We start from the raw sequence: 21,263 nt of genomic DNA, 5'->3' as shown, positions 1-21,263 counted from the left end.
TTTGAAGCCATGAGTCGTAATCAAAAAGCGCTGTTTGACGGAGCGCTGATGCGCGTCGCTCTTGCGGATGCGTTTAAAAAGCTGGATCCGCGCGTGCAGTTTCGCAATCCGGTGATGTTTGTCGTGTACCTGGGCAGTATCCTGACGCTGCTGCTGGCGGCAGGCATGGCGGCGGGACTGACCGCAGGGAATGTCGGTTTTACCGCCCATGTTTCGCTCTGGCTGTGGTTTACCGTGTTGTTCGCCAATTTTGCCGAGGCGCTGGCGGAAGGGCGCAGCAAGGCCCAGGCGGAAAGCCTGAAAGGCGTGAAAAAAACCAGCTGGGCGAAAAAGCTCGCCGAGCCGCGTTACGGCGCCGCCACCAGCAAAGTGGCCGCCGACGCGTTGCGCAAGGGTGATGTGGTGTTGGCCGAGGCCGGGGATATTATCCCCTGCGACGGCGAAGTGATTGAAGGGGGCGCGTCCGTGGATGAAAGCGCCATTACCGGTGAATCCGCGCCGGTGATCCGCGAGTCCGGCGGCGACTTCGCCTCGGTGACCGGCGGGACGCGCATTCTGTCCGACTGGCTGGTGATAACATGCAGCGCCAATCCCGGCGAAACTTTCCTGGATCGCATGATTGCCATGGTAGAAGGGGCCAAGCGGCGTAAAACCCCCAATGAAATCGCCCTGACCATCCTGCTGGTGGCGCTGACCATTGTGTTCCTGCTGGCGACGGCGACGCTGTATCCGTTCTCGGCCTGGGGCGGCGCGCCGGTGAGCATCACGGTGCTGGTGGCCCTGCTGGTCTGCCTGATCCCCACCACCATCGGCGGCCTGCTGTCGGCCATCGGCGTGGCCGGGATGAGCCGGATGCTGGCGGCCAACGTTATCGCCACCAGTGGGCGCGCGGTGGAGGCGGCCGGCGATATCGATGTCCTGCTGCTGGATAAAACCGGCACCATTACGCTTGGCAACCGTCAGGCCACCCGCTTTATGCCCGCCCCCGGCGTCAGCGAAGAAGCGCTGGCGGACGCGGCCCAGCTGGCGTCGCTTGCCGATGAAACGCCGGAAGGCCGCAGTATCGTGGTGCTCGCCAAGCAGAAATTTAATCTGCGCGAACGCAATTTACAGAGCCTTGACGCCACCTTTATCCCGTTCTCGGCCCAGACGCGCATGAGCGGCGTCAATATCCAGCAGCGCATGATCCGTAAAGGGGCGGTGGATTCCATTCGCCGCCATATCGAAAGCAACGGCGGCCGTTTTCCCGCCGGGGTCAGCAGCCTGGTGGAAGAGGTGGCGCGCAGCGGCGGCACGCCGCTGGTGGTGGCGGAAGATGCGCGCGTTCTGGGAGTTGTGGCCCTGAAGGACATTGTTAAGGGCGGCATAAAAGAACGTTTTGCCGAACTGCGCAAGATGGGCATCAAGACCGTGATGGTGACCGGCGATAATCCGCTGACCGCCGCCGCCATCGCGGCCGAGGCCGGGGTGGATGATTTCCTCTCCGAAGCGACGCCCGAGGCCAAGCTGGCCTTGATTCGCCAATACCAGGCCGAGGGACGGCTGGTGGCCATGACCGGCGACGGCACCAACGATGCGCCGGCGCTGGCGCAGGCGGATGTGGCGGTGGCGATGAATTCCGGTACCCAGGCGGCAAAAGAGGCGGGCAATATGGTCGACCTGGACTCCAACCCCACCAAGCTGCTGGAAGTGGTGCATATCGGCAAGCAAATGCTGATGACGCGCGGGTCGCTGACCACGTTCAGTATCGCCAACGACGTCGCCAAATATTTTGCCATCATCCCGGCCGCGTTTGCGGTGACCTACCCGCAATTGAATATGCTGAACGTAATGCATCTGCACTCGCCCGGCTCCGCCATTTTGTCGGCGGTGATATTTAACGCCCTGGTGATCGTCTTCCTGATCCCGCTGGCGCTGAATGGGGTAAGTTACCGTCCCATGGGCGCCGCCGCCCTGCTGCGCCGCAACCTGTGGATCTACGGCATGGGCGGGCTGCTGATACCTTTTGCCGGCATCAAGCTGATTGATTTGATTTTGACCGTTTTAGGTCTGGGCTAAGAGGAACCATCATGAGCCAATTACGACCCGCCTTGATTTTACTGGTGCTGCTGACACTTATCACCGGCGTTGTTTATCCTTTATTGACCACCCAGTTGGCGCAGTGGTGGTTTCCCGCGCAGGCCAATGGCTCATTGCTGGAGGCCGGCGGCGAAACGCGGGGTTCCGCGCTTATCGGGCAGAATTTTACCCGGCCCGAGTATTTCCAGGGCCGTCCGTCGGCCACCGGCGATACGCCCAATAACCCCCTGGCCTCGTCGGGCAGCAATCTGGCCGCGAGCAATCCGGCGCTGGACGAAGCGGTAAAACAACGCGTGGCGGCGCTGCGCGCGGCCAACCCGCAGGCCGGCGGCCCCATCCCGGTGGATCTGGTGACGGCATCGGGCAGCGGCCTGGATCCGCATATTTCGCCGCAGGCCGCCCTTTGGCAGGTGCCTCGGGTCGCGGCAGCGCGTAGACTGGCCCAGGAACAGGTGCGCCAATTGGTTGAACAACAGACGTCGCGGCCGTTGCTCGCTTTTCTCGGCGAACCGACGGTAAACGTACTGGAACTTAACGTAGCGCTGGATAAACTTCCCCAGTCTTAAGGACCGCCATGAGCGACGATGAACCCCAGCGTCCCGACCCGGACGCGTTATTGCTGCAGGCGGCCAATAAGCAACGCGGCAAACTGAAAATCTATTTCGGCGCCTGCGCCGGCGTGGGAAAAACCTGGTCGATGCTTACGGAAGCCCGTCGCCTGCGGGCGCAGGGGCTCGATGTGCTGGTGGGGGTGGTGGAAACGCACGGCCGCGCTGAAACCGAGGCCTTGCTGGACGGGCTGACCGTGCTGCCCCGGCGCCCCACCGGCCGGCACCGGCATCAGGAGTTTGATCTGGACGCCGCGCTGGCCCGGCGTCCGGCGGTGATCCTGATGGACGAGCTGGCGCATACCAACGCGCGCGGCTCGCGCCATCCCAAGCGCTGGCAGGATGTCGACGAGCTGCTGGATGCCGGCATCGACGTGCTGACCACCATCAATGTCCAGCATCTGGAAAGCCTGAACGACGTGGTGAGCGGCGTCACCGGCATCCGGGTACGGGAAACCGTGCCGGACCCGTTTTTCGATTCGGCGGATGAAGTGGTGCTGGTGGATCTGCCCCCCGACGATCTGCGCCAGCGATTAAAAGAGGGCAAGGTGTATATCGGCGATCGCGCCGAACGGGCCATAGAAAATTTTTTCCGCAAAGGCAACCTGTTCGCCCTGCGCGAACTGGCCTTGCGCCGCACCGCCGATCGGGTGGACGACCAGATGCGGGTCTGGCGCGACGCCAGCGGCGGCGAGGACAAGGTGTGGCATACGCGCGACGCCATCTTGCTGTGCATCGGCAATAACACCGGCAGCGAAAAGCTGGTGCGCACGGCGGCCAGGCTGGCGGCCAAGCTCGGCAGCGTCTGGCATGCCGTCTACGTGGAAACCCCCTCGCTGCACCGCCTGGCCGAGTCGCGCCGGCGCGGCATCCTGCGCACCCTGCAGCTGGCCCAGGAATTGGGCGCGGAAACGGCCACCCTATCCGATCCCAGCGAGGTCAACGCGGTGCTGCGCTACGCCCGCGAGCACAACCTGGGAAAAATCATCACCGGCCGCCGCCCGGCCAAACCCTGGCGCAGGGACAGCTTTGCCGACCGGCTGGGCCGCCTTGGGCCCGACCTGGACCTGATCATCGTGGCGCTGGATGAACCGCCGGCCGATCCTCCCGGCAGGCTGGCGGACAGCCGATCTTTTACCGATAAATGGCGGGTGCAGCTGCGCGGCTGCCTGGCGGCGGCGGCGCTCTGCGCCCTGATTACCGTCGGCGGCCACTGGCTGCTGCCCGGCGTGGATCCCACCAATATGGTGATGATCTATCTGCTCGGCGTGGTGATCGTGGCCCTGCGCTACGGCCGCTGGCCGTCGGTAGTGGCGACCGTGCTGAACATCGTTATTTTCGACATGGTGTTTATCGCGCCTACCGGCACCATGGCGGTATCGGATGTGCAATACCTGTTCACCTTCGGCGTGATGCTGACCGTCGGCATCATTATCGGCAACCTGACGTCGGGGGTACGTTACCAGGCGCGCGTGGCGCGTTATCGGGAACAGCGCGTGCGCCATCTTTATGAAATTTCCAAGGCGCTGAGCGGCGCGCGCGGCATGGACGAGATTGCCCAAACCTGCCAGCGCGTCATCGACAGTACGTTACAGGCGCGCAGCGAGCTGCTGCTGGCGCAGGAAAATGGCGAGCTGAAGGCCATTGGCGCCGCCGGCAACCTGACGACCCTGCCCGACGCCGCCATTTCCCGCTGGAGTTTTGATAAAGGGCAGCCGGCCGGCGCCGGTACCGATACGCTGCCAGGCGTGCCCTATCAGATACTGCCGCTGAAAACCACCGGCAAAACACTCGGGCTGCTGGTGATTGAACCCGCCAACCTGCGCCATCTGCTGATCCCCGAACAGCAGCGTATGCTGGAAACTTTTACGGTACTTATCGCCGGCGCGCTGGAACGCATGGCGCTGACCCGCAGCGAAGAACACGCGCGCCTGGCCGCCGAGCGCGAGGAGCTGCGCAATGCCCTATTGTCGGCCCTATCCCACGATCTGCGCACCCCGCTGACGGTGCTGTTCGGCCAGTCGGAAATTTTGACCCTTGACCTGGCGGCGGAAGGATCGAAATACGCGCCGCAGGCCAGCCAGATCCGGCAACAAACCCTGAGCACCATCCGGCTGGTCAACAATATGCTGGATATGGCGCGCATCCAGTCTGGCGGACTTAACCTGCGCGCCGAATGGGTGGCGCTGGAGGAGGTGATCGGCAGCACGCTGAAAATCATGAAACCGCTGCTGGCCCAGCGTCAGGTCAGGCTGGAGTTGCCCGACCATCTGGTATTGATCAAAGCCGACGGCGCGCTCTTGGAGCGGGTGTTCACCAACCTGTTGGAGAATGCGTTAAAGTATGCCGGCGATAACGCGCAACTGGGCATCCGGGCCTATGAACAACGTCATCGGCTGGAAATCGAGGTGTGGGACAACGGGCCGGGCATCCCGGTGGGGCAGGAACAAAAGATTTTTGAAAAATTCGCCCGCGGCAATAAGGAATCGGCCGTGCCCGGCGTTGGACTGGGGCTGGCCATCTGCAAGGCGATTATAGAAATGCATGAAGGGCAGATTCGCGCCGGCAACCGGCCGGAAGGCGGCGCCTGTTTTTACATCTCCCTGCCGGTAGCCCAGGCCCCTTCGCTACCCGAAGATGCGGAAGAGACACAGTAAAATACCTTTTCATAGGACGGAGTCGTTTATGCGTAAAATTATTATCGATACCGATATTGGCGTGGATGACGCTTTTGCGCTTGCCTACGCCGCCCGCCATATGGAAATCCTGGGTGTCTGCGCGGTATTTGGCAATGTTACCCTGGATCAGGCGGTTAAAAATGCCCGGCTATTCTGCGCCAAAATGGCGATCCGCGCCGACATTTATCGCGGCTGTTCGCGTCCGCTGGCTCTTGACCCCACGCCTGTTAGCGGCAAGATACACGGCAAAGACGGATTGGGTGACGCGTTTGACAATCCTTATGACGCCTCGGCGCAAGATGGCATCCGCTTTATTATCGACAGCGTAAAGGCCAATCCCGGCGAAATTACCCTGGTGGCCATCGGGCCGCTGACCAATATCGCCACCGCCATCAACCTGGCGCCGGAGATTGTTCCGCTGGTGAGGGAAGTGGTTATCATGGGCGGCGCCTTCGGCACCCACGGCCATGCCGGCAACGTGACGCCCCACTGCGAATTTAATATCTGGAAAGATCCCCACGCTGCGGATCAGGTTCTCTCCTCCGCCCTGCCGGTGGTGATGCTGCCGCTGGACGTTACCCATGAAGTATTAATTACCGGAGAGGAAATTCGCGCAACCGGGCAGCCGGTATTGACCGCCATTTCCCGCGGCTACCTGGACTACAGCTTGCAAAGCGAGGGGTTCGAGGGCATGGCGCTGCATGATACCCTGACCCTATCCTATTTGATCAATCCCGACTGGTTCAGGGTGTCGACCTCGCCGATAAGGGTAGTGACCGAAGGCCTGTCGCGCGGCCAGACCTTGCGCCGTACCACCGCGCTCGCCACGCGCTTTGATCCTTTTGCCGGCTGCGGATTGCAAAAAATCTGCCTGGGCGTGGAGGCCGCGCCGCTAAAAGCGCATTTCCTGCAATCCTTGACCTTAATATAGCGGCAATTGTCGTGGCTTATCCATTGAGCGTTGGAATCTCAATACGATCGCGCCATTCACCCGGGATCCCCTGGTTATGCATCAGATATTCCCAGGCGTCTTCAATCTCGTTCGGAATATCCACATGGCAGATATAATCTTTCCCTTTCGGGCCATAGCCATGTTTATCATCCCGCAGACGGGCAATTTCGCCCAGTAACAAGGATATAAACCGGTTTACCGGCCAGAGGCCATCGCTATCATGGGTAAAGCCGGTCCCGTTTATGTCACTCACCAGTTGCGGGACACAGGTCGGCCAGTTAATAAAATGCGGACTTTGGGCAGAATCAACCCAGCAGCGGCGAAAGGTGGCGTCGGTCCGGCGCTGCAGCAAGGGATCCTGAATAAGAATAATATCTTGCGGCGTACATCCCCGTTCTTCCAGCAGGGCGCGCGTAAAGCCGGCATTTTCGCCGGAATTGCGCGACGCGGTTTCCATAACGACCTGTTTTCCAGGTAATTCCCAGAATCGGCAGGCAATCTCATGCAATATGGCGGCTTCAGGCCGGGCGGCGGTTTCAATGGCCTGATAACGGGGATGTTGGGCCACCGCCGCGATGAGAAACGAGGTGGAATGGCCGATGCCGCCGGAGATAACCAGGGGAATATGGCGGGCCCGCGCCAGTGCGCACGCGCCGTCAATGGTGGCTAATACTGCATTTCCCGCCAGGATGATGGCATCGGCGCTTAAATGGTCCTGCCGGGCGGAAAAATCGTCAACCGCCAGCCAGGACGCTATCAAGTTGATCTTGGAGACAATATCGGCTGGAAGCGGCGGCAGCTCAGAGGCGGCAAAAATGTCGGCGTGCATAATTTTAGTTCCCCTTTTGCTTTCATTTTACCAGCGGGTATATGACAGACAACAAAAAACGGCAGGTCATGATGACCTGCCGCTCTTCTTTTTTCTGGCCCTGCCCGCTACCGCTTGGGCAACACCATCGGGAATGTGGTCGGCGAGAGAGGATTCGAACCTCCGACCCACTGGTCCCAAACCAGTTGCGCTACCAAGCTGCGCTACTCGCCGTACTGCAACATCTTAAAAAGGGTACTTAAAGGTTGTGGTGCGAAGAGAGGGACTTGAACCCTCACGTCCGTTAAGACACTAACACCTGAAGCTAGCGCGTCTACCAATTCCGCCACCTTCGCATGGCCACTAATGTTGGGGTGACTGATGGGGCTCGAACCCACGACAACTGGAATCACAATCCAGGGCTCTACCAACTGAGCTACAATCACCATTACTGATACTGCTTACCGCAACGTGAAGATACTGCTGACACGGCACTTGCGCACTAAATATGGTGCGCCCGACAGGATTCGAACCTGAGACCTCTGCCTCCGGAGGGCAGCGCTCTATCCAGCTGAGCTACGGGCGCTTAGCGCCGTTGCGGGTGGGGATAGTACGGAATCGCGGCCTGACTGTCTAGTGCTTTTTACTACTTTTGCCGGGTTTAATGACCCTTTGCTCATTTCCTGCCCGCTTAGGTCGTTTTCCCCGCCGTCAAAACGCCATGAGCCCTTCTTTTCGGGTACTTACCCCCCGGCGGGGGGCCGCGCGCCTACAAACGTCCGCTGATATAATAGCCGATAAAGCGTAACAGTTTCAGTTGGCGCCGGAAACGGCTGGGCTGGCTGAACAGGCGGTATAGCCACTCCAGGCCCATGCGTTGCCAGAGGAGGGGCGCGCGCTTTACATGGCCGGTAAAAACATCGTAGGTGCCGCCCACGCCCATATAGAGCGCGTCGGGATAGCTGGCGCGGCAATCGCGCATCAACTTTTCCTGCCTGGGAGAGCCCATCGCCACGGTAACGATAGCGGCGCCGCTGGCCCGGACCCGGGCGAACAGCGATTCCTGCCCGGCCGGGGCAAAAAAGCCGTCCTGCATCCCGACGATGTTAACGTTCCATTTCGCGCGCAGGCGCTCGGCCGTCTGCCCGAGCACATCCGGCCGGCCGCCGATAAGAAAAACCGCCGTGCCCTCCTTGCCCGCCCGCGCCATAATACCCTCCCACAGATCGGCGCCCGCGATGCGCGCCACCTCGGCGGCGGGATATTTGCGGCGAATCGACCGCACGATGCTGATGCCGTCGGCGTACTTGTATTGCGCCTCCGCCAGCAGTTGGGCAAGCGCGGCATCCCGCTCCGAGGTCAGCACCTTTTCCGCGTTGACGGCCACCAGGGTGCCGGTCTTGACCCGTCCGCCGGCAAACAGGTAATCGACGCACTGCCGCTGATCGCGAAAACCCCAGATAACCAAACCGCGAATACGGTATAGGGCGATTCCGTCCTGAATTTCCATTTATTATCCTTACAAAGGCTGACGCGCTTACGATGATGCCTCTGTCGCCCCACGCGCGCGCCTGGGACGGATCAGCCCCGCGCGGTTAAGCAGCCAAAAGAGTAATTTTGCCAGCAGCAGGCACATGCCGAATACCAGGGCGAAAAACACCACGCGCGACGTAAAGGCATCCAATCCCTCGCGGGCCAGTACTATCATATTAAACACGGCGCCAAAACAAAATGCCTGCAGCACCGCCGAACGATAACGGTCCGACGCCGCCTTGCCCCGTTCATACAGGGTATCGAATCCTTTCAGGATAAGCCCCACCAGGATGGCGCCTAAGGGAATAAACACCACGCCGCCCATGACCAGCAGCGAACCGATAAGCGTGGGCGAAATCGCCAGGCCGGAATGATTGTCCAAAACCTCCCAGGTAAAATAATTGGCGGTATTGAGCACCAGGCTGGGGCGGTCCGGCCATAACCAGCCAGGGATAAAGACATAAAAGTCGCGAATCACAGGCGCCAGGCCCTGGAAGGCTATCTTAGGGTAGTTTTGCAGTAACAGCGCCAGATTTTCCCAGGGGGAGAAGGTGTCGCGCGTCAGATACAAAAACGTATAAAACCCCTCGTCGCCGCTGACGTTCAGGCCGTAGCGCTTTAACGCCAGCCAGAACATGGCGGCCACGGCCACCAGACCGGACGCGCCCAGCATCCACAGGCTTATCCAGTTGCGCTGGATGCCGATAAACAAAAACAAGGCGAAGGCGATAATGATATTGGCCCGGGTCCCGCCGACCACCATATAGGTGAAAATACCGAAGGCCACGGTGCTGCATAAAAATAATAGCCAATTGCGCCGGGTGGGGTTAAGGAAATAAATAATTAACATTGCCGGGATAAAAAAATAGAAAAAGCGCTTCAGCGCCACCCCGGTAACATCGCGGGAAAATATCTGGCTGTAGGACTGCAGGCGGAATAATAAAAACCCGTTATGCATAAAGAATATCGCCACCGTGCCGACGGCGGTCAGCGCCAGCAGGATCCAGGTCAAATGCGTTTCCACCCGGTTCAGGGACAATACCGGCCCGGCGGCGGACCGGGAAGAAGAAAACCAGCGGGTTTTATAACTGACATAATAAATCCCGTAAAAAGCGGTGGCGGCCAGCAGCGCTTCCAGCAGGTTTTCCACCGGCGCCACCTGGACATTAAAGCGAAACGCGAGAATGCAGGTCAGCGGAAAACCCAGATAGAAGGTCAATAAATAAAGCAGTGAAAAAAAGACGTTGAAATTAAAGCGTATCCGGCGAAATTCCCGATAGGTCAGGGTCAGCACCAGCAGCACCGAGAGCACATAGACCACCAGCAATCCGCCGAACTGGCCAAGGGTCATGAGCTTGTCCCCGCGGCGGCGGCCAGTGCCCGGCGCCATCCCTGCAGATAATTGGGATAAAAAAAGGCGATACGGCTTTTATCCACGCCGGCCAGTTGCCGTTGCGCCGCGCGCACCACCGATCGGTCGAGCCTGTCGCCGTGAAAAAGCACCGGCACCTGTTCCGCGGCCAAATCCTGCCAAAACGGGTTGCGCCGACTCAGGACAAACGGCACGCCGAACTGGATCAGCAGGCAGAGCGTGCCGATGCCCTGCTGGCGGTTAAACAGGAAATACCCCACATCGCACTGGCGCAACAGCGTCAGGTAAGCGTCAAACGCCACCGGGCGCGTCAGCAGCTCCAGCCGGTCCGCCGGAAACAGTTTCTCCCCTTGCGCCCGCACCCGGGCGATATAGGCCTCGTTATTGGCCGGATACCCCAGCGGCACAATCACCCGCACGTCGGCGCCGAACTGGCGGTGAATCGCTTCCAGCGCCTCCAGGTGGCGATTGGCGGCATCGCCGGAGTTTCCCACCAGCACAGTGAGGGTTTTACCCACCGGCGGCGGCCGGTCAAAACCCAGCGCCGGGTCCATGCGGGTGGGAAAATACAGCGGCGCCGCCGGCACCTGGGGATAGCGCGGGCGATAGACCGACAAATCGCCGAGAGTGGCGAACACATGGCCGACCCGCCCCTGGGCGCGGCGGCGCAACAAATAAAACAAACGGTGTTTTACGCTCTGGGATTCTTCATAGAGATCGGCGCCCCAGATATGCCAGCTGACCCGGGCGGCGGGCAAGGTCCCCAGCAGCAGGGCCAGCCAGAGCCGCGGATTGAACTGCCCGTGCAGGAAGAAACGCCTCGCCGGTTCGGCGGCGGCTAAACGCACCACCGCCCGCGCCAGCGCCCGTTTATCCGCGTAGGTAGCGATAATAAGCCGCGTAAAGGGCGCGAACGGTGCGCTGTCGGCGGCGGCCACCATAAAATGATGGGGTTGTCCCTCGGGGAGATCGCCCGCCAGCCGATCGTTGAAAAAACGCAGCACCGTCAGGTTATGATGCGGGATATCCGCGCCAAGCACATGGGTTAATGGGATCATTTTTCCCTGCAATAAAGAAGAAATACGCCGCTACAAAGTAAAAAATACACTATATAGGTTGCCATATAAGCCTGCGTCGCGCCAAGCGCGCCATGCAGGGGAATCAGCCAGTGCGAAAAACCGGTCAACAACGCGAACTGGCTGATTTCCGTCAGCAGGTAAAAACGCAGCGAGGCCCGGGCTATGACCAGATAACCGAATACGTAAGCGCCCACTTTCAATACGTCGCCTACCAGCTGCCAGGCGAACAGGTCGCGCATCGCCTCGAACTCGGCGGAAAACAGCAGGCGGATAGCCACATCCCTTAACAGCCACAAGACCAGGCTAACCACCGCCACCGCGGGCATCACAAACAGCAGCGACCGCCCGATTTCCCGGGCGACGGCGCGCTTATCGCTTAAACGCGACAGAGTCGGCAGCAGGTAAACGGTAAACGAGGCGGTAATAAACTGCAGATAAGCGTCGGAGATACTGCTGACCCCCTGCCAGATACCCACCTCTTCCCAGCTATAGCGCTGGGCCAGGAGATTACGCATCAGAATATAGGCCAGCGGCAGGGTGAACGATGTCATCAGCGCCATCAGGGTAAATTTGCCCAATTGGCCGACAAGCTGCCTATCCCATGACGGACGCAAATCGCCCGGGCTAATCCACCGCCGCCGGGCCACCACCAGGGCCGCGGGCAGCAGCGTCACGGCCGGCACCAGCGCCAGTCCGGCCAGCGCCCCGGGGTAACCGCCCAGCCTATAGCAGAGGAAAAAAGCGCCCGCGCCCAGCACGCTGCCGCAGCTGACGGCCAGGGCGTTGCCGGCGGCGTCGCGAAAACCTTTCAGAATAGCCAGCATCAGGTTGGCATAGGCGATACCCAACTGGATAAAGGCCACCGCACGCACCACGCCGGCATAGTCGCCATGGCCGAACAGCCCGCGGCTGATGGATTCGGCGGCCGTTAAAAAAATCACCGCCAGCAGCGTGGAAAACCCCAGCACCATGGCCGACCCGGTGCCCAGCACGGCGCGCAATTGTTGCGGCTGGTGCTGGTACTGCGCCACATATTTGGTGATGCCGTTAAAAATACCCGCGCCGGACAGCACGCCGAGCACGGTCACCAGCTGCCGGAAGTTGCCCGCCTGGCCGACGCCGGACGGCCCGAAAGACACCGCCAGCAGTTTGACCACCAGCAGGCCGACGCCAATCTTGACAAGCGTCGAACCGGCAGTCCATAACGAGGCGCGGGCCAGCGACATATCAGGCGAAATACCGGTTAATCGCGCCGATGACCTGGGATTGATGCTCGTCGGTTAAGTTGTAGAACAACGGCAGCCGCACCAGGCGCTGGCTCTCCAGGGTGGTATAACGATCCTCGCCGCTGAAACGGCCGAATCGCAGCCCGGCCGGGCTGTCGTGCAGCGGAATATAATGAAATACCGTCAGGATATCCGCCGTTTTCATATGCGCGATAAACGCCGAGCGATCGGCGATATCCCGCAGCTTTATATAAAACATATGGGCGTTTTGCCGGCAGCCTTCCGGCACCGTCGGCAGTTCGATACGCCCCCGTTCCGCCAGCGGGAGCAGCGCGTCGCGATAGCGGTTCCACAGTTCCAGGCGGCGGCGGTTAATGATATCAGCGGCATCCAGTTGCCCCCAGAGATAGGCGGCCTGCAAATCGGCCATCAGGTAGCTGGAGCCGATATCGCGCCAGGTGTATTTATCCGCCTGGCCGCGAAAGAACTGGCTGCGATTGGTGCCTTTTTCACGCACGATCTCGGCCCGGTCAACCAGGGTGGCGTCGTTGATGAGCGTGGCGCCGCCCTCGCCGCCGGCGGTGTAGTTTTTGGTTTCATGGAAACTGAAACAGCCGATATGTCCCAGGGTACCGAGCGGTTTCCCGCGATAAGCGGACATCACGCCCTGGGCGGCATCCTCGATGACCGCCAGGCGGTATTTCGCCGCCAGCGCCATGATGGCGTCCATTTCGCAGGCGATGCCGGCATAATGCACCGGCACGATAGCGCGGGTTTTCGCGGTGATGGCCGCCTCGATAAGCGTTTCATCCATGTTCATGGTGTCGGGTCGGATATCGACGAACACAATGGTCGCGCCGCGCAGGACAAACGCGTTGGCGGTGGAGACAAAGGTATAGCTGGGCATGATCACTTCATCGCCCGGCCGGATATTCAACAATATGGCCGCCATCTCAAGCGACGCGGTGCAGGAAGGCGTCAGGAGTGCCTTGGGGCTGCCAAAACGCTGCTCCAGCCACCGCTGGCAACGCTTGGTAAAATCGCCGTCGCCGCACAGCTTGCCGCTGCCCATCGCCGTGCGGATAAAGTCGATTTCAGTGCCCACCACCGGTGGGGAATTAAACGGGATCATGTTGTCACCTGTATAACCAGTAGGCGGTGCTGTCAACGTTGGCACCGCATGCGATGTAGAGTCGTAGCGCGGCGATATTGCCGGCCTGGGTGGCGACACGCAGGCGCGATATCCTCTGCAGGCGGCACCATGCCAGCGCGCCGGCGCATAGGATGCGCCCGATGCCCCGGCCGGTAAGCGCCGGGTCCACCGCCAGCAGGCCGATACGCGCCTCATCCGTGCCGAGTCGCCGGAGCGTCACCATGCCTTCGACGGCCCCGGGCCGGCCCTTGACCAGGCAGAGATCGTCAAAAGCGCCCAGGATGGCATTTTGTGCCCAAACGGCATAGAAACGACGGCAGTCCGCGCCGCGGTACCAGGGTTCGCGAAACCGGCTTAGCCTGAACGCCGCCGACGCCAGCAGGCCGACGGCCGCCATGTCGTCGCGGCCGGCCATGCGCAGCGCGCCGCTGCGCCCGCTTTGGGCGCGGTTTCGCGCCGCGCCGGTGGTCGCGCCGTTAATGACATCCTGGGCATCACCGCCGCCGTCCCGTTTCGGCACCCGCAGGCAGCAATCAATTTCGCCTTCCACCAGCCGGAAGCCCAGCACAGCCAGCGCATCCGCCAGCGCCAGGCTGTCGGCCGCCACCTTGGCCTGTACCACCTGGAACGCATCCAGGGCGGAAAGGGTCAGCGGCGCGGCGGCGGGATCAAAATTGAGTTTGCCGCTGGTTAAGGTGAAAAAATCACTTTCCCACTCCAGCGGTTCGATAGTGGCATGCACGGACATAGGGTCCACCCGATGGCTAGCGGCCGAAGCCGGGGTTGCAGCTTAGCGCCAGACACCTTTGGTATCGATAATCCAGCGTTGCGTAATATCGGCCGGGGGGCGCGCCCTGAATTGACGGTGATCCACCAGCATTACCAGTATATCCGCGCTATCCAGCGCGCTGTCCAGCCCCGCCAGGGTGGCGAGACCCGCGAGCGACGCGGGCAGTTGCGTCACGTTCGGCTCCACCGCAAGGGTCTTGCCCACATGCCATTGGGCTATCAGCCGGGTAATGGCGACCGCGGGGCTTTCGCGCAGATCGTCGATATCCGGCTTAAACGCCAGGCCGAAGCAGGCGATGGTCAGCTCATGGGCGCGTTTGCCGCTGTGCGCCAGGCAATCAGCCACCGCCGCCTTGACCCGGTCCACCACCCAGAGCGGCTTGCCGTCGTTGACCAGGCGGGCGGTATGGATAAGGCGGGCCTGGCCTGGATTCTGCGCGACGATAAACCAGGGGTCGACCGCGATGCAATGCCCGCCGACGCCGGGACCCGGCTGCAGGATATTGACCCGCGGATGGCGGTTGGCCAGACGGATCAGTTCCCAGACATTAATATCCTGATCGGCGCAAATCAGCGACAGCTCATTGGCGAAGGCGATATTGACATCCCGAAAGCTGTTTTCGGTCAGCTTGCACATCTCGGCGGTACGGGAGTTAGTGACCACACACTCACCTTGCAGAAAAATCCGGTAGAGCTCGCTGGCGCGCGCCGAACAGCGCGCGGTCATGCCGCCGATCACCCGATCGTTTTTGATCAGCTCGGCCATGATTTTGCCGGGCAGCACGCGCTCGGGGCAATAGGCGATATTGATATCCGCCTCCTCGCCCGCCGTCTGCGGAAAACGCAGGTCGGGGCGCGCCTCGGCCAGCCATCGCGCCATCTGCTCGGTGGTGCCCACCGGCGAAGTGGACTCCAGGATAACCAGATCCCCGGCTTTAAGGACCGGAGCCAGCGAAAGCGCCGCCGCGCGCACATAGTTAAGGTCGGGTTCATGCCCGTCCATAAACGGTGTCGGCACCGCAATCAGAAACGCGTCGGCCGCCACCGGCCGGGTTACCGCCGTAAGATGTCCCTCTTCGACGGCGCGTTGCACCACGTCGGCCAGGTCCGGCTCGACAATGTGAATTTCGCCGCGGTTAATGGTCTCCACCGCACGCTGGTTCACGTCCACACCCACCACTTTTTTGCCGCGCGAAGCAAAGGCGGCGGCAGTGGGCAGGCCAATATAGCCCAGGCCGATAACGGAGATCTGGTCAAAACTCATACTGTCACCTGATTATTCTTTAACGCGTCGATAATTCGCTGGCAGGCCTGCCCATCCCCATAGGGATTATGCGCCCGGCTCATGGCCAGATATTCATCGGCGTCGGTCAATAAACGGGAGACCGCCGCCTGGATGGTTTTGGGATCGGTACCCACCAATCTCACGGTACCCGCCGCCACCGCTTCCGGGCGCTCGGTGGCGTCGCGCATCACCAGCACCGGTTTACCGAGGGACGGCGCCTCCTCCTGGATGCCGCCGGAATCCGTCAGGATCATATAGGCCCGGTCCATCAGGTAAACAAACGGCAGGTAGTCCTGCGGATCGATAAGTTTAATATTGGGGATACCGCTTAAAATGCGGTTAACCGGCTCGCCGACATTGGGATTGAGATGGACCGGGTAGACCACCTGCACCTCGGGATGATGGCGGGCAATATGCGCCAGCGCGCTGCAAATGCGCTCGAAGCCGTCGCCGAAGCTTTCGCGCCGGTGGCCGGTGACCAGGATCATCTTTTTCTGCGGGTCGAGAAAATCGTAGCGCGTCTCAAGCCCGGCGCGCAACCCGGCGTCATTTAAAATGCTATCGCGAACCCAAAACAGCGCATCGATAACCGTATTACCGGTAACGAATATCCGTTCCCCCGCCAGTCCTTCGCGCAGCAGGTTTTGCCGCGCGTTCTCGGTGGGCGAAAAGTGATACATCGCCAGATGGCCGGTTAATTTACGGTTGGCTTCCTCCGGCCAGGGCGAATAAAGATTGCCGGTGCGCAATCCGGCCTCCACGTGGCCGACCGGGATTTGCTGGTAAAATGCCGCCAGGCTGGCGGCCAGTGTCGTGGTGGTGTCGCCGTGTACCAGCACCACATCTGGACGAAATGACGCCAGCACCGGTTTCATGCCGGTGAGGATACGACTGGTGATTTCCGTCAGGCCCTGATCCGGACGCATGATATCTAAATCATAATCAGGTACGATTTCAAACAAACGTAACACCTGATCGAGCATTTCCCGGTGTTGGGCCGTGACGCAAATCCTGGATTCAAAGGCCGGGTCCTTGGCCAGGGCCAGGATAAGCGGCGCCATTTTTATGGCTTCCGGCCTTGTGCCGAAGACTGTCAACACTTTCACAGCAAATTCCTTTCCGTCTCAAATAAGCCGTACGCGTGGCTTCTCTATTCTACCGCGTAGTGGCGGCGCACCCATTCGGATTAATGGCAGTCCCGGGGCTTTGCCCTTAGCGGCGGCGGCCCAGCGCAACGCCGGCCCCGACCAGGCCGCCCATAGCGCCCCAGAGAATGAGCAGGAAAACCCGGCGCGGTTTATCGCGTTTAACCGGTTCCTCGGGCGTCCTTAAATAACGGTAAGTCTGGAATGTATTCTGCAGCGTCGGGCCGACATTAAGCGTGGCCAGCATGGCCCGATTCTGATCGTATTCCACATCAAAACCGGGACCGGCCGCCTGCAGGGCTTCCAGCCGCGCCTGCAGCACTTGTTCTCCCAACAGGAACAACCCCGACTGCGGCAATTGCTCCTCGGGGACCGTGATCTGACTATGACTGATGCCCTGCCGCTTGGCAATATCCAGGGCATGGCGCAGCGCGCTCAGGTCGCGATCATAAACGGCATTGGCCACCGCCTCCTGGCGCTTGACCTGCGCCTTGAGTGAGATGGTGCGCGCCGTCCAGGCGCCGATGATATCTTCATTCAGATGACCGGCGGCGCGCTGGCTGGCAAACGCCACATAACGACGCAGCAGCAGATTGGCGTCCGCCGCCGTTTCGGCGGTGAGGGTCACCTGATCCGGCAATTTTTTGGCATCATCCCTCGGCGAAAACTGGATATTGCCGATCATTTCATCCAGCAAGACCGCATCGGCATGGGCGTCGCCCTGTTTGCGCGAGGTATAGTAATCGGCTGCCAGCCAGAAATCGCGGCGGGTGTCATAGGAGGACAGCTGGCGGATAAATTCCTGGTACGCCTCGTCGCCGATGCCCGGCATATCCGAGGTGGGCAAGGCGGTATTTTTCACATCCAGGTTACGCAGGAACTGCTGCTGGGAAAAATAGCTGCCGAGCATGTTCACCGTCGGTTTATCGGTGACCGCCGCCGCGGTCCATTCCTGCTTTACCAGATAAGAATAGACCAGGGCAAGAACCGCAAACACCAGGGCGGTGCCGATAATCCAGCGCTTGCCGCGCCACAGGGCGCAAAAAAGCCCCCGGATATCCAGCTCGTTATCCAGCGCCGCATCGCGGGCCGTCGGTTGGGTTTCTGATCTCATTTTTGTCCCGCATTACGGTTAGTGGGTCTCTGTTTGGCGCCGAACCGCCGCTTGGTGCGTTTAACGAAGCGCGCCACCCGCCAGGCGCATTTCAGCAAATAGCCGTAGAGTAAAAAAACCAGGATGAACAACATAAACATCAGCCAATCGGGCCAGATGAACCACTGTTCGCCCGCCACGCCGAACGCGGCCAGGATGGCGGCGGTAACGGTAATAATAACAAAGGCTTGCCGTGAACTGAAGCCGGCGCGCATGATAAGGTGGTGGATATGCTGCCGATCGGGAGAAAAGGGGCTCATGCCTTTACGCATGCGGCGGTACATGATGGCAATCATATCCATCAGGGGGATGGCGATAATCCACAGGCCGGTGACCGGGTTCATGGGATGCCCGGTGCCCTGGGTGCTTTGCAGGATAATCCAGATAATGCTGAAGCCGATCATGGTGCTGCCGGCGTCGCCCATAAACACTTTATAGTGGCGGCCGAACAGGCCGAGATTCAGCAGGATATACGGCAAAATGGCGGCAATCAGGGCAAAACACCACAAGCCGAGGCTGGGATTGTTGTCCTTGAACATCAGGATGCCCATGGCGCCGAGCGAGACGCAGGATAACCCGCCGAGCAGCCCGTCGATGCCGTCCACCATGTTAAACGCGTTGATTGCCGCCCACACGGCGAACAGCGTGACCGGATAACCAAAATAAGGTCCGAGCACCATTTCCCAGGGGCCGAACACATATCCCAGGCTATTAATATATAAGCCGCCGAAGTACATCATGGTGACGGCGACCAGTGCCTGGATGGTGGCGCGGGACTTGACGCTGATATCAAAACGATCGTCGAGCGCCCCGGTCAGCACCAGGACGCCGGAGCACAGCAGATACAGGCCAATATGCGGCACGAAGTGATCGGTATAAATGAACGTGAAACAGATGCCGGCATAAATGGAGATACCGCCCACCAACGGGATTTGCCCATGGTGTCGTTTGCGGTAATTGGGTTTATCAACCAGGCCGATCTTTTGCGCAACCTTGCGGGAGAAAAACAAAAAAACCATTGAAAACAAAAAAATAGCGAAAAAATCAGTACTCATATTGAGTAGGTTCACAATAGAAAGCTCTCTGCATCCATCAGGCTGTTAGAAGCGCCACCGATGTAGACGCCCCCCACTCTCTGCCTCAATCGTCACTGGGTTAGGTGACACTGAAATATTGATTTGTCATCTTTTTCGTCACACCCGAATCTCCGTCGGGTGAACTGAAGCAAAAGGCCGCTTGGCTAAACCTCTATTCGTCAGGCAGCGGCAAGTAAGAACTCACTATCCTAGCATCAGAAACAAAAAACGCCACGTCTTGACGTGGCGTTACCCGAGTTTTTGTGAATTACGAGCGTTTCATCATATCGAAAAACTCGTCATTGGTTTTGGTCATCGCTAATTTGTTCATCAGGAATTCCATGGCGTCGGTTTCGCCCATCGGGTGGATGATCTTGCGCAGGATCCACATTTTCTGCAGCTCTTCCTGGGTAGTCAGCAACTCTTCCTTACGGGTACCGGAGCGGTTATAGTCAATCGCCGGGAAGACACGTTTCTCGGCGATTTTGCGCGAGAGGTGCAGTTCCATATTACCGGTACCTTTAAATTCTTCGTAAATCACTTCATCCATCTTCGAGCCGGTGTCAATCAACGCCGTGGCGATGATAGTCAGGCTGCCGCCCTCTTCCATATTACGCGCCGCGCCGAAGAAGCGTTTTGGCCGGTGCAGGGCGTTGGCGTCCACGCCACCGGTCAGCACTTTACCCGAGGCGGGGACCACGGTGTTGTAGGCGCGGGCCAGACGGGTAATGGAGTCGAGCAGGATGATGACGTCTTTTTTATGTTCGACCAGACGCTTGGCTTTTTCAATCACCATTTCGGCGACCTGAACGTGGCGGGACGCCGGCTCATCGAACGTTGACGCAATCACTTCGCCTTTGACCAGTCGCTGCATTTCGGTCACTTCTTCCGGCCGCTCATCGATCAGCAGGACCATCAGGACGCAATCCGGATGGTTGTAGGCGATGCTCTGCGCGATATTCTGCAACAGCATGGTCTTACCGGCCTTCGGCGGCGCCACGATCAGGCCGCGCTGGCCGCGGCCGATAGGCGCGGCCAAGTCCAGCACGCGCGCCGTCAGATCTTCGGTGGACCCGTTGCCTCGTTCCATGCGCAATCTGGAGTTGGCATGCAGCGGGGTTAAGTTTTCAAACAGGATTTTGTTACGGGCATTTTCCGGTTTGTCGTAGTTGACTTCATTCACCTTCAGCAGCGCAAAGTAACGCTCGCCCTCTTTCGGCGGACGGATCTTGCCGGAAATGGTATCGCCGGTGCGAAGGTTGAAGCGGCGGATCTGGCTGGGGGAAACATAGATATCATCAGGGCCGGCCAGGTATGAGCTGTCGCCGGAGCGGAGGAAACCGAATCCATCCTGCAATATTTCCAACACGCCGTCGCCAAAGATATCCTCTCCACTTTTCGCATGCTGCTTTAAAATGGCGAAGATGATGTCCTGCTTGCGCATACGGGCCAGGTTTTCCAGCCCCATGTTTTCGCCGAGAGTAATTAGCTCAGAAACCGGCGTATTTTTTAATTCGGTAAGGTTCATAATGGTGGGTTCTTAAACTCGGGGTATTTCTCGAACTGTTTTTGTGAATGGTATGGCAGCGTAAAATCGTGCCTGTCTAACGGCATTTAATCCCAGCGCATCCCGTTTGGGCTGATGAACAGCAATTCATGCAAAATGAGTACAAGAAGACTGAAGATTGAGAGCGCCTAAAAACGGATCAATTCAAATCCAGGTGGCTTGAACACCTTGCTTGTAACGCCTGTGCCGTTTATCAGCCGTTTATGGTTCAACAAACGGTTCGACCAACTGTTCAACAACAGGACTCGGACAAAGAGTAAAGCTCAGATTCAAACTACAGGTAAGATCTAAATGCAGTGGACATAAACTTAGCACGGTTCTTGGCGGGCGTCTAGCGGTCAATACGAGAAAACATAGTGAACGTCAGGGCCCGTTGAGATAACCGTTTTTTGCCGATTACAGGTTTTTATTCAGGAACTCTTTCAACTGGCTGCGGGACAGCGCGCCGACTTTAGTCGCCACCACTTCGCCGTCTTTGAACAACAGCAGGGTGGGAATGCCGCGGATGCCGTATTTGGGCGCGGTGGCCGGATTTTCGTCGATGTTCAGCTTGGCGATAGTCAATTTACCTTCGAATTCATCAGCGACTTCCGCCAGGATGGGCGCGATCATCTTACAGGGGCCGCACCATTCCGCCCAGAAATCCACCAGGAACAGTCCCTTTGCCTGCAACACGTCCTTTTCGAAGCTGTCGTCACTTACGTGAATAATTTTATCGCTCATGTTCTACTCCACAGGATTATCATTACCCGGCTGGTTT

Annotated in this window: 17 protein-coding genes and 4 tRNA genes; 4 read left to right on the top strand and 17 right to left on the bottom strand. The window is 59.3% G+C overall.

Annotated elements, in window-relative coordinates:
- Positions 1 to 9 precede the first annotated feature (9 nt).
- The 4 genes from kdpB to ACL2XG_RS17835 are packed head-to-tail and all read left to right on the top strand — an operon-like array spanning position 10 to position 6,296.
- A complete protein-coding gene (gene kdpB / locus ACL2XG_RS17850; RefSeq protein WP_410013147.1) occupies positions 10 to 2,058 on the top strand; it encodes a potassium-transporting ATPase subunit KdpB in 2,049 nt (682 codons plus the stop codon).
- Between the two features lie 11 nt (positions 2,059 to 2,069).
- Entirely contained in the window at positions 2,070 to 2,645 is a 576-nt protein-coding gene (kdpC, locus tag ACL2XG_RS17845) for a potassium-transporting ATPase subunit KdpC (RefSeq protein ID WP_413721615.1), read from the top strand.
- Positions 2,646 to 2,653: 8 nt separating this feature from the next.
- A complete protein-coding gene (kdpD, locus tag ACL2XG_RS17840) occupies positions 2,654 to 5,344 on the top strand; it encodes a two-component system sensor histidine kinase KdpD (protein ID WP_410013145.1) in 2,691 nt (896 codons plus the stop codon).
- A 28-nt stretch (positions 5,345 to 5,372) separates the two neighbouring features.
- Complete coding sequence (locus ACL2XG_RS17835; protein WP_413721616.1) at positions 5,373 to 6,296, top strand: nucleoside hydrolase; 924 nt, start codon at positions 5,373 to 5,375, stop codon at positions 6,294 to 6,296.
- A 16-nt stretch (positions 6,297 to 6,312) separates the two neighbouring features.
- Here ACL2XG_RS17835 and ACL2XG_RS17830 read toward each other — a convergent pair whose 3' ends face one another.
- From ACL2XG_RS17830 to trxA, 17 genes are all read right to left on the bottom strand, one after another.
- The gene (locus tag ACL2XG_RS17830; RefSeq protein WP_413721617.1) at positions 6,313 to 7,146 is read right to left on the bottom strand and encodes a YdcF family protein; all 834 of its coding nucleotides are present in this window, start codon (positions 7,144 to 7,146) and stop codon (positions 6,313 to 6,315) included.
- A gap of 136 nt (positions 7,147 to 7,282) precedes the next feature.
- Positions 7,283 to 7,359 (bottom strand) — tRNA-Pro (locus ACL2XG_RS17825).
- Positions 7,360 to 7,394: 35 nt separating this feature from the next.
- A tRNA-Leu gene (locus ACL2XG_RS17820) sits at positions 7,395 to 7,481 on the bottom strand.
- A 14-nt stretch (positions 7,482 to 7,495) separates the two neighbouring features.
- A tRNA-His gene (locus ACL2XG_RS17815) sits at positions 7,496 to 7,571 on the bottom strand.
- A gap of 63 nt (positions 7,572 to 7,634) precedes the next feature.
- Positions 7,635 to 7,711 (bottom strand) — tRNA-Arg (locus ACL2XG_RS17810).
- 183 nt (positions 7,712 to 7,894) lie between these two features.
- Positions 7,895 to 8,635 carry a lipopolysaccharide N-acetylmannosaminouronosyltransferase gene (gene wecG / locus ACL2XG_RS17805; protein ID WP_413721618.1) on the bottom strand — a complete coding sequence of 247 codons (741 nt, stop codon included), beginning with the start codon at positions 8,633 to 8,635 and terminating at the stop codon, positions 7,895 to 7,897.
- Positions 8,636 to 8,662: 27 nt separating this feature from the next.
- On the bottom strand, positions 8,663 to 10,009 hold the full coding sequence (gene wzyE / locus ACL2XG_RS17800) for an ECA oligosaccharide polymerase (protein WP_413721619.1): 1,347 nt from the start codon (positions 10,007 to 10,009) through the stop codon (positions 8,663 to 8,665).
- Positions 10,006 to 11,088, bottom strand: a complete 1,083-nt coding sequence (locus ACL2XG_RS17795; protein WP_413721620.1) for a TDP-N-acetylfucosamine:lipid II N-acetylfucosaminyltransferase — start codon at positions 11,086 to 11,088, stop codon at positions 10,006 to 10,008. The genes wzyE and ACL2XG_RS17795 overlap by 4 nt, the downstream gene beginning before the upstream one ends.
- Complete coding sequence (wzxE, locus tag ACL2XG_RS17790) at positions 11,085 to 12,335, bottom strand: lipid III flippase WzxE (RefSeq protein WP_413721621.1); 1,251 nt, start codon at positions 12,333 to 12,335, stop codon at positions 11,085 to 11,087. Before wzxE ends, ACL2XG_RS17795 begins: the two co-directional genes overlap by 4 nt.
- 1 nt (position 12,336) lies before the next feature.
- On the bottom strand, positions 12,337 to 13,467 hold the full coding sequence (rffA, locus tag ACL2XG_RS17785; RefSeq protein WP_410013138.1) for a dTDP-4-amino-4,6-dideoxygalactose transaminase: 1,131 nt from the start codon (positions 13,465 to 13,467) through the stop codon (positions 12,337 to 12,339).
- Positions 13,468 to 13,471: 4 nt separating this feature from the next.
- Positions 13,472 to 14,236 (bottom strand): dTDP-4-amino-4,6-dideoxy-D-galactose acyltransferase, encoded by a 765-nt coding sequence (gene rffC / locus ACL2XG_RS17780; RefSeq protein WP_413721622.1) that lies wholly within the window; start codon positions 14,234 to 14,236, stop codon positions 13,472 to 13,474.
- Positions 14,237 to 14,278: 42 nt separating this feature from the next.
- Positions 14,279 to 15,541, bottom strand: coding sequence for a UDP-N-acetyl-D-mannosamine dehydrogenase (gene wecC, locus ACL2XG_RS17775; protein ID WP_413721623.1), 1,263 nt, complete (start codon positions 15,539 to 15,541; stop codon positions 14,279 to 14,281).
- Entirely contained in the window at positions 15,538 to 16,668 is a 1,131-nt protein-coding gene (gene wecB / locus ACL2XG_RS17770) for a non-hydrolyzing UDP-N-acetylglucosamine 2-epimerase (protein ID WP_410013135.1), read from the bottom strand. The genes wecC and wecB overlap by 4 nt, the downstream gene beginning before the upstream one ends.
- Before the next feature lie 106 nt (positions 16,669 to 16,774).
- Positions 16,775 to 17,821 carry an ECA polysaccharide chain length modulation protein gene (wzzE, locus tag ACL2XG_RS17765; RefSeq protein ID WP_413721624.1) on the bottom strand — a complete coding sequence of 349 codons (1,047 nt, stop codon included), beginning with the start codon at positions 17,819 to 17,821 and terminating at the stop codon, positions 16,775 to 16,777.
- The gene (wecA, locus tag ACL2XG_RS17760; RefSeq protein ID WP_413721625.1) at positions 17,818 to 18,930 is read right to left on the bottom strand and encodes a UDP-N-acetylglucosamine--undecaprenyl-phosphate N-acetylglucosaminephosphotransferase; all 1,113 of its coding nucleotides are present in this window, start codon (positions 18,928 to 18,930) and stop codon (positions 17,818 to 17,820) included. Before wecA ends, wzzE begins: the two co-directional genes overlap by 4 nt.
- A 274-nt stretch (positions 18,931 to 19,204) precedes the next feature.
- A complete protein-coding gene (gene rho, locus ACL2XG_RS17755; protein ID WP_162367083.1) occupies positions 19,205 to 20,464 on the bottom strand; it encodes a transcription termination factor Rho in 1,260 nt (419 codons plus the stop codon).
- Positions 20,465 to 20,899: 435 nt separating this feature from the next.
- Positions 20,900 to 21,226, bottom strand: a complete 327-nt coding sequence (gene trxA / locus ACL2XG_RS17750; protein WP_162367082.1) for a thioredoxin TrxA — start codon at positions 21,224 to 21,226, stop codon at positions 20,900 to 20,902.
- Between the last annotated feature and the right edge of the window lie 37 nt (positions 21,227 to 21,263).

It is taken from the genome of Sodalis sp. RH24 (genome assembly GCF_047324145.1).
Taxonomy (GTDB): Bacteria; Pseudomonadota; Gammaproteobacteria; order Enterobacterales; family Enterobacteriaceae; genus Acerihabitans.
This window is presented reverse-complemented; position numbering and strand designations above follow the sequence as displayed.